At 48.7% G+C, this 15,931-nt stretch carries 12 protein-coding genes; 2 read left to right on the top strand and 10 right to left on the bottom strand.

From position 1 onward, the window contains the following. Window positions 1-777 precede the first annotated feature (777 nt). From NV381_RS07360 to NV381_RS07345, 4 genes are all read right to left on the bottom strand, one after another. Window positions 778-2,370 (bottom strand): glycoside hydrolase 43 family protein, encoded by a 1,593-nt coding sequence (locus tag NV381_RS07360; RefSeq protein ID WP_258212620.1) that lies wholly within the window; start codon window positions 2,368-2,370, stop codon window positions 778-780. 131 nt (window positions 2,371-2,501) lie between these two features. Beyond that, on the bottom strand, window positions 2,502-3,293 hold the full coding sequence (fdhD, locus tag NV381_RS07355) for a formate dehydrogenase accessory sulfurtransferase FdhD (protein ID WP_258212619.1): 792 nt from the start codon (window positions 3,291-3,293) through the stop codon (window positions 2,502-2,504). Window positions 3,294-3,299: 6 nt separating this feature from the next. Further along, window positions 3,300-5,651, bottom strand: a complete 2,352-nt coding sequence (locus tag NV381_RS07350; RefSeq protein ID WP_258212618.1) for an FdhF/YdeP family oxidoreductase — start codon at window positions 5,649-5,651, stop codon at window positions 3,300-3,302. Window positions 5,652-5,891: 240 nt separating this feature from the next. Next, window positions 5,892-6,248: a DUF2294 domain-containing protein gene (locus tag NV381_RS07345; protein WP_258212617.1), complete on the bottom strand. Its 357-nt coding sequence runs from the start codon at window positions 6,246-6,248 to the stop codon at window positions 5,892-5,894. A gap of 241 nt (window positions 6,249-6,489) precedes the next feature. Here NV381_RS07345 and NV381_RS07340 point away from each other — a divergent pair, with 241 nt between their 5' ends. Beyond that, on the top strand, window positions 6,490-7,023 hold the full coding sequence (locus tag NV381_RS07340; RefSeq protein ID WP_258212616.1) for a hypothetical protein: 534 nt from the start codon (window positions 6,490-6,492) through the stop codon (window positions 7,021-7,023). Window position 7,024: 1 nt separating this feature from the next. Next, window positions 7,025-7,606: a hypothetical protein gene (locus NV381_RS07335; protein ID WP_258212615.1), complete on the top strand. Its 582-nt coding sequence runs from the start codon at window positions 7,025-7,027 to the stop codon at window positions 7,604-7,606. Window positions 7,607-8,504: 898 nt separating this feature from the next. Here the strand turns inward: NV381_RS07335 and NV381_RS07325 are convergent. The 6 genes from NV381_RS07325 to NV381_RS07300 form a co-directional block, all read right to left on the bottom strand. After that, the gene (locus NV381_RS07325) at window positions 8,505-9,203 is read right to left on the bottom strand and encodes a GntR family transcriptional regulator (protein ID WP_258212614.1); all 699 of its coding nucleotides are present in this window, start codon (window positions 9,201-9,203) and stop codon (window positions 8,505-8,507) included. A 300-nt stretch (window positions 9,204-9,503) separates the two neighbouring features. Beyond that, window positions 9,504-10,157, bottom strand: a complete 654-nt coding sequence (locus NV381_RS07320; RefSeq protein ID WP_258212613.1) for a FusB/FusC family EF-G-binding protein — start codon at window positions 10,155-10,157, stop codon at window positions 9,504-9,506. Window positions 10,158-10,424: 267 nt separating this feature from the next. Next, window positions 10,425-11,081 (bottom strand): SGNH/GDSL hydrolase family protein, encoded by a 657-nt coding sequence (locus tag NV381_RS07315; RefSeq protein ID WP_258212612.1) that lies wholly within the window; start codon window positions 11,079-11,081, stop codon window positions 10,425-10,427. A 346-nt stretch (window positions 11,082-11,427) separates the two neighbouring features. Then, window positions 11,428-13,401: a YjhG/YagF family D-xylonate dehydratase gene (locus NV381_RS07310; RefSeq protein WP_258212611.1), complete on the bottom strand. Its 1,974-nt coding sequence runs from the start codon at window positions 13,399-13,401 to the stop codon at window positions 11,428-11,430. A gap of 93 nt (window positions 13,402-13,494) precedes the next feature. Continuing rightward, window positions 13,495-14,961 carry an alpha-ketoglutaric semialdehyde dehydrogenase GucD gene (gucD, locus tag NV381_RS07305; RefSeq protein ID WP_258212610.1) on the bottom strand — a complete coding sequence of 489 codons (1,467 nt, stop codon included), beginning with the start codon at window positions 14,959-14,961 and terminating at the stop codon, window positions 13,495-13,497. Window positions 14,962-15,046: 85 nt separating this feature from the next. Continuing rightward, window positions 15,047-15,928: a fumarylacetoacetate hydrolase family protein gene (locus NV381_RS07300; RefSeq protein WP_258212609.1), complete on the bottom strand. Its 882-nt coding sequence runs from the start codon at window positions 15,926-15,928 to the stop codon at window positions 15,047-15,049. Window positions 15,929-15,931 lie beyond the last annotated feature (3 nt).

The raw sequence follows: 15,931 nt of genomic DNA, 5'->3' as shown, positions 1-15,931 counted from the left end.
TATTAATTTATACCTATTCCATAGAAATGGTGAAAAGCTATGATCGAGTCCTCCAAGACCTTCCGTACATTACGTCTGTTCTGCAAAAAAGAGGCTGTCCCAAAAGGGTATCAGTGAATGAATCAGTCCCAAACTATGTACAAAGACGCCTCCATAACCACCATGTAAGCGGAAATGGAAGCGTCTTTTTTGTAGGGAAATCCCCATCAGAGTGGGGGTTCGAAAATCGAAAAATGAGTCCGGCCGCTTTTTGGATGTTACTTAAGTGATGGGACGGCTGCTTTCAATCTAGAGGAGACCATGATTTGTCGGGGCCGCTTCAGAAGGAAAGAAAATAGATGGAAATTGTAACGCTAATCCAGCTTGGATATCGCTTGAAATCAATCTAACTGGAAAAACTAACTCTAATATAGGTGAAATGGTGGATATCAGCCAAAATACGTAGAATTAGCATGAGGAATTCCAGCTATAAGTCTTGGAACGCTATTTTCGGAGTAACTAACTTGACATTTTCCTGATAATTGCACGGAGTGCGCCAGACTGCCATGCAATGCCGTAACCGAACCATGCCACGAACCACGAACCCGATACCCGCGATGAGTACGCGCTGGAAAGCGACCTCATCTTATTCATCACTAAGAATACACAAGAATATGCAAAAAAGCCTTCAACTAAAGTGGAATTGAGGGCTCTTTTGCAACCATCTATTCAGGATAAAATGGTGGAGGGGGTGTCTCAAAATGACTTTTGGGACAGCCCCGTTTGACGAGCATTTAATTATTCAAAAACAATCCAATCGAAATCTGCGTAACCTACAGAAGCAGCTTCAGCTTCCTTGCTGCCTAGACCACCTAGTGCATAAAGGCCCACTTTGGCACCGACCCATCTGCCTTCGCGAGCTTTAAAGCTCGATCCGATCGACTGGAACTCCTCACCGTCTGTACTGTAGCTGAACTGGCAATTGGCATTTTCCGTTACAGCAACCCTCAAATAAATCGGTCCCGATGCGATGTTCAATAGTACACTAGCCTCTACCTGCTCATTAACGGAATCATTGACAGCTTCGCCTAGCAGCATGACTACCCTCATGCCTTCGTCCGATTGCTGCAGCGACAGGCTTCCATAGGTGTATCCGAACACTATCAGACCTGCTTGCTCAGCAGAATGCACCGCGTGAAGCTCAGCCTTGGCTGTTACGGTAAAAACTTCGGCTGGGAACTTCTGCATCAGCAGCTGCGGTGCGCCATAGAGCGTGTCAACACCATCAGGCAGGGCGGAAGCATGCAGGCGCAGATAACCTGGCTTCTCCTTAAGCGAATACCAATTATCTTGAGGATTCGCCTGCCATTGCCATTGCAAACCAAGCCTGTCACTATCAAAATGATCCGTTGTGGCAGGCACAGCAACAGGCCAGCTTCCTCCAACATCCGGCTTGGTAGCCCGCAGCACAGGCTCGCCTATTCCATCGCCGTTAGTATCGACACCCATTAACGGCCAATCATCAACCCATTGAACTGGCTGAAGGTGAGCAATACGCCCATAAGCTTCCTTGTCCTGGAAATGAATAAACCAGGACTCGCCTGATTCCAGCTCTACCCAACCGCCTTGATGCGGTCCGTTAATAATAGAGTCTCCTTGGTGGAGCACAATTTTCTCCTCGTAGGGGCCATAAATGCTTCGGGAGCGCAAAATTAATTGCCATCCGGTAGGGACTCCACCTGCAGGCGCAAACAAATAATAATAGCCGTTGCGCTTATATATTTTGGGTCCTTCCAAGGTTGGATGGCTAACCGTTCCATCAAACACGATGACTCCATCATCCAGAAGTGTTTTGCCGTCTTGACTCATTTTACAAACCTGCAGCTTATGCTTGATTCCGCTGCGGCTGTGAGCAAACGCATGCACCAGGTAAGCTTGTCCATCTTCATCCCATAATGGGCATGTATCAATCCAGCCTTTCACTTCTTTGACTCTATGCAGAGGCGTCCACGGTCCGCGAGGATCTACAGCGGTGGTCATATAGATGCCTTCATCAGGCGCGCCAAAATAGATCCAGAATTTCCCGTCGTGATAACGAAGACTCGGGGCCCATACTCCTTTACCATGCTGGGGAAGCTCGTATCCAGGCAGAACCAGCCGATCGATTGCATAGCTGATAATAGTCCAGTTGACCAAGTCCTTGGAATGCAAAATTGGCAATCCAGGTACGTGGGAGAAGCTAGAGGCTGTCATATAGAAATCAGCGCCTACCCGAATAACATCAGGGTCCGAATAATCGGCGTGTACAATAGGATTTTGAAAAGTGCCGTCGCCCAAATCAGGCGTCCATACGGAACCGCCTTGCGCGGCTGTAAACTCCGCTTTACTCATAAGATGATCTCCTCCGAATAATTGTATATTAATCTCTATTAATATACGTGCTCAGAGCGATAACGGTCTATAAGCTGATCTTAACCTATTTTAAAATATGGCTTATTGGCTGTTTTAGAGGATATTTCCCCTTATCCATGTATCCGCTCAGGGTGGGTGTATATATTGAAACTTTGGCCGCGAATGAAACCAACCACAGTAATGCCCAGTTCATCGGCAAGCTGCAGCGCAAGCTGAGTCGGAGCAGATTTGGAAAGTATGATCCCCGCTCCGATTTTAGCTATTTTTAACAGAACCTCCGAGGATACTCTGCCGCTGAAAGTAATTATTTTTCCTTTTAACGGGATATGTTTACGAATGCAGTAGCCATAGATTTTGTCCAAAGCGTTATGTCTGCCAATGTCTGTTCGTGTAGTCAGCATCCCTTCATTATCACATAATGCCGCATTATGGACCCCTCCCGTACTCTGAAACTCAGGAGAAGCCTGCTGAAGCTGACGCATCAGCTCCAAGCACTGCTCAGCAGTTACCATAGCGCTTCCTACAGGAATGGTTTTGGCTGTACGAGCATCGTTATGATAATAAAACTGTCTGCTTTTACCGCAGCAAGAGCCGATAAACCGCTTGTTCACCCAGTCCTTGGCGGTGCTCTGCTTATTGACCAGCTCCACTTCGGCTATCCCCCTGCTATCGTCTATGCTTAAACAATGCAGCTCTGAAAGCGATCGGATAATCCCCTCAGAGGCAAGAAAGCCTATCACCATATCCTCCAAATCTGTCGGGGTGCATACAATGGTTGCAAACTCTTCCCGGTCCAGCTTAATTGTAAGCGGGAATTCAGTCACGACCTCATCCTTAAGCTGCTGTAATTCACCTGCGACATATTTGGTAATCGGCCATATTACCGTGACAGGTTTATCCATTGGCGATCACTCCACTTCCGTTTCCAATTCCGCGATCCGCTTCTCCACATACTTCGTATCTTTGAAGGCATGGAACGTTTCCGCTTTCTCTACGATAGCTGTTGTATTATATTCAGGAATACCTGCATGCGGTTCATACACTCTTTTGGGTATCAATGAGTTGCCCTCCGGCCAGTGAACTTCAATATTTCCCTTCTGAACTCTCACCGGCTTAGCCCTTCCATGCAGCATACCGTGTTGATTGTACACGACGATGGCATCTCCCTCTCTTAATCCCAACGATTTAGCATCATCAGGATTCAGCAGTACATCGTAGCGGTCAGCACCGTTAAAAGGGTCGACATCACTATATATCATGGAATTGAATTGCTTGCCCCTCCTCGTAGTTACCCGGAAATGCCCCTCAGGCTTACGCAGCTCCGGCTGCTCAATAGGAATGAACCGTCCACGTCCATCCGATGTCGGACATACTCCTTCCTCGCACAGCCAAGCCCCGCCCCATTGAAAAACATCCCCCCGTTGAGATAAATGTTGAATGCCTTCATAATAAGGTGCAGCAACAGCAATCTCCCTACGAATATCTGAAGCGCTTTCGAAAGCAACCAGCCGCTTGTACGCAGGGTTGACCTTGGCGGCAAGCTCTGCATAAATCGCCCATTCCGCCCGGGCTTCCCCTATTCGCGGGCCATCAATTTGAGGCGAGAAGTAGACCATTCTCTCTGTGGAAGTAGACGTACCGCCGCCTGGCTGTTCATAGCGTGTCATCGCCGGCAGCACAACTACCGCTTCCTTGGCGTCCACCAGTGTCGATGTGTTCAATACTATGTCCTGATGAACCCGTAGCTCTACGCTTTCCAAACAATACTCCACGAAGGCCGGATCCGGCATCGTTTCCAGAAAGTTACCGCCAGATGTGTAAAATAGCTTGAGCTTGCGCTCATGCCTATCCGGCAGCACCGCGTTTTCAAGTGACACTCCTACTATGTCTCCTTGCCACTTGGGCAGCTTAAAGCCCCATGCCCGCTCAATCCGCTCGATATCCTCGCCTTTGAATTCACCGCCAGGCAGACTGAACGGATCGGCTCCCATCTCGCCCGAGCCCTGCACACCGCTATGTCCGCGGATTGGCATCAGCCCGCAATGAGCGCGGCCGAGAAAGCCACGCAATAGCGCGAGGTTCGCTACCTGCAAGATATTGTCCGTGCCAAAGCGATGCTGTGTCAGGCCCATGCTCCAAACGAACACAGCCGACTTCGCTCCCGCTAGCAGCTGCGCAAATTCAAGCATCCGCTCACGGCTCAATCCCGAAGAGCGCTCAAGCAGCTCCCACTCCTGCTTTTTCACATGAGCTTTGAGCTCCTCATAGCCTCCGGTATGCATACGTATAAACTCATGATCGACCGCTGAGCCTCGCACCCGATCTTCCATTTGAAACCAGTGCTTCATGACACCGTTCATGAAGGCAATATCTCCGCCAATGTTAACCTGATAGAAGTCATCCGTCAGCCTGGTTCCGAACAACGCCGACTCAGGAATAGAAGGAATCCAATATTTCTCCATGGAAGGCTCGTAATAAGGGTTGATTACGATAATTTTCGTCCCTTTGCGCTTTGCAGCGTACATATATTTGGTCGACACCGGCTGGTTATTCGCTGCAACACTGCCCCAAAAGATAAGCACATCAGTGCCGATCCAATCTTTGTAATTACAGCTCGATGCTCCGATTCCTATGGAGCGTTTGAGAGCGGTTTTGGATGGCGAATGACAAATTCTCGAAGCATTGTCGATATTATTGGTTCCGAGGAGTCGAGCTACCTTGGCAGCGGCGTAATACGACTCGTTAGTAATGCCGCGAGCGGTGAGGTAAAAGGCGAGCTGCTTGTGTTCAATCGCGCGTATCTTGGCCGCGATGAATTCCAGCGCTTCGTCCCACGTTAAGCGGGAGAAGTGGGTTTCACCCTTGCGCCGGATCAGCGGATACGGGATCCGGCCGAGCTTGCGCAGCTCGGTGCTGTCCATCGTCCGCAGAGCGGCGATGTCCTGGTGCAGCACCTCGGGCTTGATTGGCGGCATCGTATTGAGCCGCAGCACATTCAGCCGCGTCGTGCACAGATGCGGCCCTTCCAGCGTCCGGTCATACAAACCGGACACGCCAAGCGCGCAGCCATCACAGACCCCTTGGGTCAGGATGCGGTAAGCGTATGGCAGCTGGTCGCGGTTATCCCATGCGACCTTGAGCGTATCTTTAATATGATGAGGCTTAATTTGTCCTAAGCCAAATGGAACTTTGCTGACCCACAGCTTCGGGTCCAGCTGCTTCGGCAGACGAATGGGGCCCGTATGTTTGGTTGTTCCCATGCTAATCCCTCCCCAAAAAGTGTTGTTGCTTGTTATTGTATCAGCCCTTGTCTCTACGAAAAAAGCCGCAGCAGGCGTGCCCTCGTTTGTTGGTTATCGTTCAACAAATGAAAGTGACTGTTGCGGCTGTTAGTCTTGAGCAGGATCGCTGCCAAGTGCCAACGGCACATGTATCATTTTGTGCAATGAAAGGTTTGTTTCCTGCATGTTCATGGAGTAAGCTGGTGCGTAAAAGGCTGCTTACGAAAATTTACTTTGAATATCCTGATCGAATACGAAAATCGACATCCCGAAATCTTTATCAAGATCAATATCTACGAACAGCTCTATAAATTTGGCTCCCAGCAGCTGCTCCATCTCTACAGGCGGATGTTTACGGTACATGTCCTTAACCATTTCGGTTCTGGCTGTACGCAATACCTGCTTACCCTCCGTTCCGGATGCTATGAACTTTTCGACAGGAGAAAGGTTTCCCTCCATCTCACATATTGCCCAATGCTTACAAAAGGTGGTCCGAATTTCTCTTGGCCCCTTGCCCATATGGCGCTTTCGAAACGCTTTCACTAAATTGCTAAATTCCGCTTCAACTTTATTCATAAACGGATTTCCTCATTTTCTTTCGATCATAAACAGTTCTTATGTTTCAAATTTTATCACGTACCTGACTGGAGTACAATTATTACTTGATGAAGTTCTTCTTGTTCTCAAAAGCAAACTTAACTAGGACCTGCTGTATTCCCCCTTTTCGTTCAACCCTTTTTTATGATCTATCCAAGCGGGATCAGGACAACTTCATATAATGTAATGAAGCATTCGCTGCAAGAGGAAGGTGACTTTTATGACAAACTATTCAATTTTTAATCATGCTAACGCTCCGCTCTATACTAACATGACAAATACGTATGCCAACCCTGGTGTGGAGACGCTGCCTGAAGGCAATGCGGCCATATCCAGCCTGTTGTTCACATTAACTACTGGCGGCGTAAGTGTCTCGTCAGGACAAAGCTTACTGCTGCAAGCCGCTAACCCTGCCGGAAGCGGTAAGACATTGTATCTCTCCAAAGTAATGGGCGGAACGACAGCTGCCGCCACACTCCTATTTTATTCCGGCGGCACCATAACCGGTGGTACCACACCTGTCCCAGTCAACTCAAACTTTGGGAGCTCGAACGCAAGCATTATTACTTCCAAGCAAAATACCGGCTCACTCACCGGAACGCCTACCACCGTTATAACCCTTCCTATTACCGCTGGTATGTACCTGGTTGCTTTGGGCGGCGCATTTGTCATCCCAGCGGGACAGACTTTTACGGCAACTCTGGGGACTGGGGCGTTGACAGGCTCTATAAATATCATTTGGTGGGAATATTGATATGCCTAACAACAATGTTTATAACTTGAGTAATAATCCGGTTTATTTCCTGTCGACCAATACTTTAAGCTCCCCTTCCATTGTGGCGCCTCCTGACAATGGTGCGGGTCAGACCGGCAAGCTGTTCGTTGTAACCGCCATAAACTCCACTAGTCTTGGTTTACTGGGAGGAAGCGTCATAATCACCCTGCAAGCCAACAATGGTTCTGGGAGTGGAATAACCATGTACCTGTCAAGTATTGTGGGCGGTACCAGCATTGCCCTCAATTTATTATCTTCCTTTACTGCCACAGCCGCTATTATAAAAGGAGGAACTCTAACCTCTCCAACGACTCTTACTGCCGTTAACACCAATTTTTCCAGCACCAATACAAGCGGATTGACCATTCAATCATCGACATCCGCTCCTTCAGGAGGCACCCCAGTATCTTCGTTCCCGCTTCCTCCTGGCATGCTATCCATTCCCTATAATGGTGGAATCGTGGTTCCCCCCGGTCAATCTATTACTGTAACGATATCAGCCGCTCTCACGGTTGCCGGCTTGCTTTCATCCACAGCTACTTTACAGTGGTGGGAGGCATAACTTGTGACACCAATTATATTTTAAAAGATTTGTAAGAATTTTGGCTCAACCTCAAAATCAGTACTTGACCTTCTTCCGACCGCCACCATTCCTCACAAAATCCTGCAAACATGCAGTTATTTTCTAGCGAAATTGCTGTAGAGAGAACATACCTGCAAAAGTACATCCATTTTCATGAAAAACGCTCCGGTTCAGCTAAGAATGAAAAAATAAATGCACATTTGCATCAATTCAATGAGCCTTCGGATATACCGGCCCAAAGGCTGTATAGATGCAGGTTTTTGGGAACAGGCAATGGTTTCGAATCGAAATAAATTTGATGTATTACCGCAAGCAACGGTCTTGAAGCACTGAATGTACTCGAGCAGTACGACATTCATCTGAACCTGCTGGACACTATGAAGCCCAGGATGGACGGTATTCAGGCCACAAAATATTTGAAGGTGGTATGGGGCATTGGATACAAAATTGAAAAGTAAGCGAGAAGACGATAAAGAATTGGAGAGATGAGTTTGACGCCCTTATTAACGAGGAACTTACCCTGAATGAGGGTTCAAATAGCGGGCTCTCCTTACATAAAAATGATTTCGAATTACCGTTTACAGTGTCTACCAACTTTGCCGTTCGAACACTGACACCGATTCGTCATGTATAAGGACTACATCAAGCTTCTGGGAGCCCGCAAACAGCTTCAATACTAATTTATTGGACTACCTGCCTCCATTCATGCAGTATTTCGGATAACACTTCGGGACATTCCTTCTCCTTGATTAATTCGTTCTCCGAAACACGCTTTCATTCATACCATAAGGAGCCGCCGTTATCTCAGAACAAACCAAAGAGGCCGGAAGCTGCTTCACGGCCTGCTTGGTTTGTTCCTTGTGCTCGAACCTTCTGGTCAACTAAAATATGTGTCAAACTGACCTTTTAAGGAGGCCATTTCTCCTGGCAATCGGCTTAAATGCATACGCAGCAGATCACTGGCTTGCTGTTCATCATTTGCTTGGACGGCCGCCCATATGCGCCTATGCTGATCCGTTAGCTCATGCATGTTGTTCAACTGCCTAAGTGTCAAATAACGCAGCCGGTTTAAATGACCTCGCATATGATTGACCACCGTCAACAAGGTCTGATTACCGCTAAGCTCCAGAATATGGTGGTGAAACGTCTCATCCAGCTGCAGAAATGAAGCCGCATCATCATTCTGGGCAGCAGTTTCCTGCTGATCAATAAGGAGATCAATTTGCTTTCCGCTGCTTATGTAGGGCTCTTCATCCTGTACCCATTTGCGCGCCACGATCTGGAATGCGGCAGCTTCCAAGCTTTCTCGCACAAAACGTGTCTCCTCCACCTTCGTTTCAGAGATTAAGGTCACCTTCGCTCCCTTTTGCGGCAAAATCTCGATTAGCTCCTCCGACAGCAGCATACGAAATGCTTCTCGAATGGGAGTCCTGCTGACTCCAAGCGACGCGGCCAATTCATTTTCATAAATCATTTGCCCCGGTTCAAACTGAAGCGAGATTATGGCGTCCCGAATCGATTCATAAGCTCTTTCACCCAAGGTTTGCCGAGTCGATTGTAGGTTGATAAATTTCATAAGTTCACCCGCTTCCTTATAAAGCTCATTACTTAGTCATTATACTTGTGTACTTGTATACATAGCAACTAAACTCTACTAATAATAGTCGCACAAAAAAACATAAGTTTCATTTGAGCTAAAATTTGGTGTGCATAAAATAGTAAAGACCCCCTTCAATCCCAGGGCGGTCTATTTCATTTCTTTTCTTTTTGATTCTTATATAGCCACCGTGTCTGGAGCTTTCGGGATCCCCGACTCGGCAGCTGTGAAAAAAGAGGCAGCCAGAGCCGCCCCTTGACTTGAGTTGTGTTCCCGAGCCTAGCCTTGAACCGAGTCGATGAATTTTTCCAAAGAAGTAACATCGGTCATGTTCTTATTGCACTCATGGCCGTTCATGCATAAATAGTTGCCGACCGACTTGTAATAGTCAGGCGAAGCATTTGCCGGTCTTTTTTTGGATATCGCCGAAAATAAAGCCAGCTCTTCGTATCTGCTGCATACGAAGCAGTAGCCTTTCTTATTAGTCGCAGTGTATCTGCCTTCTACGCCGACGAATTGTCCGCCTACAGAATACACAATGAACATTTTATTGGTCGATATATCGGTCCAACTCAGGCAGGATACGTAGCGGAGGTCGATTTGTGCAAGATCGGGCACCTTCAGCTTCTTGTTTTTCGGGAAAAGCTTCCGGATCTGCTTCTCGGTAATTTGCGGAAATTCGATCAGATACGGCTCGAGCGCCTGCAAATAGGTTTGAAAATCGTCTGTAGTTTTCAAATCCGAAATCGAATCCAACATCGTTTTCCTGTTATCCGTGACGGCGGGAAACAGCTCCGCCACCTTAGTTTGTGCACTGAAGCGTACGGACTCCAATATTTTTGGATCGCCGACCGTTCGAAGAGCATTGAGCACGGATTCTGCCTGGTTTTTGATAAAGTTATATTGATGGTTTCTAATAAATGGTTCGCACATGGACGTCAGCCCCTTATTCTTATTTTGGAAAGAAAATAAGGTGCAAAGCCAATATTAGAAACGATAGATGCTTATTTGGGCGACGTTGATGAATCCTAGTCCAGCCCATGCAAAGTATCGCCTCCAAATCAGGCTTTGCATGAGGCTTTGCCAATCCGGCAATCTGTGATTGCCATCAGTAACACCTCCCGTTTAAGTAATGTGAGTATTATACCCTAATCGATAGATAAAAAAAAGACTGCCACTCGCTATGGGAATTTTTTCGCGCTATTCTTTATTCCAGTCGAAGCCTACTTCTTTCAAAAATGCGCGAGCCAGCACCATATGCCCGGTCATATTAGGGTGAACACGGTCCCACGCAAGCTCAGCGGGATAGGTATGCTCCAGCACAGGTTGAAAAGCCGCCTGTACATCGATAAATCTCGTCTGATTGGAGGCCGCTATCTCCTTAACTGCTCTGCCATATTCATCCATCGTCTTCCGCATTGCATCATTGGCATTGGGCTCGATATAAAAAGGAGTAAAAAGGATAATACCCTTCACCAAAGGTTTTGTTGATTTTACAAGCTCATCCAATGTCCTTATGTATTCCTCCAAATAGACATGCGTTTCTTTGATTACTGATTGATCGTACTGACGCCAAACGTCATTGATGCCAATCATTATGGATACCCAATCCGGCTGCAAATCGATCACATCGGTCTGCCAACGTTCTTTAAGACTGCGGACTGTGTTGCCGCTGATTCCCATATTAATGATACGCAGTGATAATTCAGGATACACGGAATTGATGAGAGCGCTAACAGCGCTCACATAGCCTTTGCCAGTAGCTTCGCCGCGGCCTTCTCCATAAGGTCTTTTACGCTCTGTATCCGTGATGGAGTCGCCAATCATGACCAGCTTGTCATTTTTGCTGAATATCATAGTTACTCTACCTTTCTTTCTGCTGCTATAGCGTAGTTATCAATAAGTTCAATAAGATCATAACCATCAGGAACGGGCTTTTCAAGTTTTTTCTATCTGGTTCTTATTTAATCTGCCTAAATAATCTTCTTCCATATCCAAGACAGCTTCTGAGATCCCTTTGGTTTTAATTTTCATACTACCCCCACCTTCCCCCATTAAACTGCAGCTTATAAAATTAAACTAAAAATAGCGTGGCAAGTCTGATTTATAACCTGTTGTTGACCATTTCTGTGATCATCCCAGGCTGTAAAATGCAGCATTTGCACGCTATTTTCCATCATTGTTATATCAATGAATAATTCCCTTACCAGCCTAACGCTTTCTTGCCTGCTTCAAGGGCGGCAGTAATTCGTTCCACATCGTAGACGCTGCCCTTCCAGGTACCGCCGCTCACCGATTGGAGCGCTGCCCACAACTTAGTGTCATCCGGCAGCTTCGGGTCCGGCTTCATATCGGGATGAGGCTCTCTTGCAGCCAATATCTCAGCCCCTGCTTCAGGACTGACCGGCTGATCCTCGCTGCCAATATAATGAACGGTTCCTTCCAGCTTATGCGTATCCACTACAATGTCGATCAAATCGCCATCCCGCAACTTGCCGATGGGACCTCCCGCCAGCGCTTCCGGACCGACATGCCCAAAGCAAGCGCCTGTGGAAACACCGGAAAAACGGGCATCCGTAATCAAGGATACATACTTGCCGAAGGAAAGATGCTTTAACGCCGATGTCAGCTGATAGGTCTCTTCCATTCCTGTTCCAGATGGCCCACGACCGATTAGCACCATAATATCGCCGGCCTGAATACCGCCTGTTTTGATAGCGGCAATGGCCGTTCTCTCCGTAGTAAACACCTTGGCTTTGCCTCTGTGGCGGTAGACGCCCTCGCTATCGAGCACCGATCGATCAATCGAGGTCGATTTAATAACAGCTCCCTCAGGAGCGATGTTGCCGGTAGGGAACGTCACTGTGGACGTCAATCCCCGGCTTTTCGCTTTCTCCGGGCTCATGATCACATCGTCCGGATCGACTCCGTCCAACTGAACCAGCAGCTCACGCACCTTCTGTCTGCGCTCGCTTGCTTCCCACCAGTCCAACACCGTTCCGAGCGTTTCGCCCGTAACGGTCAGGACGGTTTCGTCCAGCAAGCCAAGGCTGCGCAGATGAAGCATAACCTCCGGCACGCCTCCAGCCAGAAACACCCTGACTGTCGGATGATACTCCGGGCCGTTAGGCAGCACGCTTACCAAGCGGGGAACGCGGCGATTCACCTCGGTCCAATCCTGCACATCCGGCACACGAAGTCCTGCTGCATGTGCGATTGCCGGGATGTGCAGCAGCAAGTTGGTCGAACCGCCGAAGGCTGCGTGTACGACCATTGCGTTGCGGATGGCTCCGTCCGTAATAATGTCCTTCATCCGTAGGCCTCTGGCCTCCATGGCGGTCACAGCCCGTGCAGATTGCCGGGCTACTTCCTCCCACATCGGCTGGCCGGATGGCGCCAGGGCTGAATGCGGAACCGCCATCCCCATCGCTTCGGCAACGACCTGTGCCGTAGCGGCGGTTCCGAGGAACTGGCAGCCGCCTCCAGGCGTCGCACAGGCTCTACAACCGAGATCGGCCGCTTCCTCCAGCGTCATCTCGCCGCTTGCATACCTTGCGCCGATGGTTTGGATCTTCCCTGCATCCTCGCCTTGCTCAGGCGGCAGGGTAACCCCGCCGGGAACAATGATGCAGGGCAGCTCGTGCATCGCAGCCAGAGCGACCATCATCGCAGGCAGCCCCTTATCACAGGTCGCGACCCCAATCACGCCTTTGCGTGTAGGGAGCGATCGGATCAGGCGGCGGAATACGATGGCTGCATCATTGCGGTACGGCAGGGAATCGAACATGCCGTCGGTCCCTTGCGAGCGACCATCACAAGGGTCGCTTACGAATCCGGCAAAGGGGACGCCCCCTCTGCTGGAGAGCTCCAGTGCAGCGGCCTGCATGAGCAGGCCAACCTCCCAATGTCCTGTGTGATAACCCAAAGCGACTGGAGTCCCGTCCTCTCGGCGAATACCTCCCTGTGTGCTTAGAATCAGGTACTGCTTACCCCCAAGACGCTCAGGAGACCAGCCCATTCCAACGTTTTGCGAGAGACCGAACAACTCCCCGCTTGGAGCATTCAGAAGCATATCACGAGTTAGAGGCAAAGAGCCTGCCGGGCCCGGAGCTTTCGTTCGAATCTCATATAAGCCATCCTGCGAAGCACCCATAATTCCGTGTAACGACTCTGTCATCCGCAATCCACACCTTTCCTTCGTCCTTTTATACAACTACGGTCACATCACGTAAAAGAGAACGTAAATGTGACCGCAAATTCATGCTGTATGTTATGCTTTTACAAACACCGTCTTAATTGCTGTGAAAAACTCGATTGCAGCTTGCCCTTGTTCACGTGAATGCGAGCTCGACTGCTTCATTCCACCGAACGGAGCCTGAAGCTCCACACCGGCAGTTTCCGCATTCACTCTAACAAGACCGGCATCCATGTCCTGAATGAAGGAAAGCAGATTGCTAATGCTTGCCGTATAGATGGAAGCGCTCAGCCCAAATTCGACTTCATTGGCTGCTTCAATCGCCTGTTCAATAGTGTCGACTTTGATTAGAGCCAGCACAGGTCCAAAAATTTCTTCCTTAGAAATGGTCATCGAAGAAGTGACATTATCGAATACGGTCGGCGTTACAAAGAAACCATCAGCTAATGCCGGATCTTCAGGACGTCCGCCACCATGCAATAATTCGGCTCCTTCTTCAATTCCTTTTTGAATATAAGAAAGTACGGTTTCAAGCTGGTTTTCATTAGCGCATGGCCCCATCCAGGTATCACCTTCAAGCCCGTTGCCCACTTTAATAGTACGAACCTTCGCCATCAGCTTTTCTCTGAATTCATCATATACTTCGCTAAGTACAATAACACGGCTGGTCGCAGTACATTTCTGGCCTGTCGAACGGAGTCCTCCACTGATTGTTCCATCTACAGCCAAATCAAGATCGGCGTCCGCTGCAACGATAACCGGGTTTTTGCCGCCCATCTCCAGCTGATATTTAGCGCCTCTTGCCAAGCAAGCTTGACCCACCTGTTTACCGACTTGATTGGAGCCTGTAAAGGTAATACCGCTCACGTCCGAATGCTCAGCTAGCCCTTGTCCGATTACAGAACCTTTGCCTGTAATTAAATTGATGACACCAGCCGGGAAACCTGCTTCTGCGAAGCATTCGATAACTTTAGCAGCTGTGACTGCAGTTTCCTGTGCAGGCTTAAGCACGACGCTATTGCCGTAAATCAAGGCTGGGGCCATTTTCCAAATCGGAATAGCTACCGGGAAATTCCAAGGCGCAATTACACCGACTACGCCAAGCGGTACGCGGGTTGTGAACATAAGAGCATCGGCATCTGTTGAAGGAATCACGTCGCCGACTTTGCGCATGCCTTCACCGGCATAATAACGCAGGATGGCAATGCCTCTCGCTGTTTCGCCTTTTGCTTCAGGCAAAGTTTTCCCCATCTCGCGTGTCATCGTTTCGGCGATTTCATTCAACCGCTTCTCCATAACATTGGCAGCCTTGTATAGAAACTCTCCTCTTGCTGAACCAGCGAGCTTTCTCCAAGCTTTTTGTGCATGCTTGGCGCTTTGTACGGCACGGTCAAGATCCTCGGGTGTGGATAGCTGGATGTAACCAACCACTTCATTTTTATTTGCAGGGCTGATGCTTGAAACGGTTTGACCGCTGACCGAAGCGCTCCACTCCCCATTAATATAGTTTTGATACGTTGGCGCGTTGACTGCTGTAGACATGTTTATTCCTCCTTAAAGTTGTTGAAGCCAGCCAATAAACTGGCATCGCAGCTGCTATTCTTTTGCATCCATGAAAAATTAACTTTTATTGTGCAGCAAGAACCGGATTGGATAACACACCGATTCCACTGATCTCGATGTCAACCCTATCCCCGCCTGCAAGCGTGAATTCATTAGGTGGCACGATGCAGGTTCCTGTGAGCAGCACAGTCCCTTCAAAAAGCTCATTATCCCGCTTCAAGAAAGAAACCAGCTCATCCAGCTTCCGCTTCAGCTGCCCAGTGCTTGCCGAGCCTTCTACAACCTTCTCTCCATCACGGAAAATTCGGCATGAGATTTGAAAATCATAAGGATTCTCCACAGCCTCAGCCAACAAAATAGCCGGTCCGATGGAGCAAGAGCGCTTCCACATCTTCGCCTGAGGCAAATACAGCGGGTTTTCCCCTTCGATATCGCGGCAGCTCATGTCGTTGCCAATCGTATACCCTAAGATCGTACCGCTGCTGTCCAGCACTAACGCAAGCTCCGGCTCAGGAATTTGCCACTCGGAATCGCTTCTAAGCTGCACGCCTTGTCCAGGCCCCACTGTACGAGCTGCTGTAGACTTAAAAAATATTTCAGGTCGAACGGCATCATATACTTTATCGTAAAATGTGCTCGCATCCAGCTTTCCACCCGTTGCTTCGTAGTTTCGGGCTTCACGGCTTTTCTCGTAGGTAACTCCCGCTGCCCAAACCTCAGGCGCTTCAATAGGAGTTAGCAGATCCAGCTTCTCCATAGAGAAAGGCAAGCCTTCCTTCGAAGCTGAGATGGATTGTACGTACTGCAGCACAGTCTTTCCTTCTTCCTGGGCCTGCTTTACCACGCTTAAAAAATCCTGCTGCGGCAGCTCAGTAAGCTTGCCTTCCTCGGTCAATGCGGCCAATACGATCTGGGAAGCCGCTGTCTTATAACGAATAATCCTCATGCT

Origin of the sequence: Paenibacillus radicis (ex Xue et al. 2023) (assembly GCF_024722015.1) — a bacterium.
Taxonomy (GTDB): domain Bacteria; phylum Bacillota; class Bacilli; order Paenibacillales; family NBRC-103111; genus Paenibacillus_S.
This window is presented reverse-complemented; position numbering and strand designations above follow the sequence as displayed.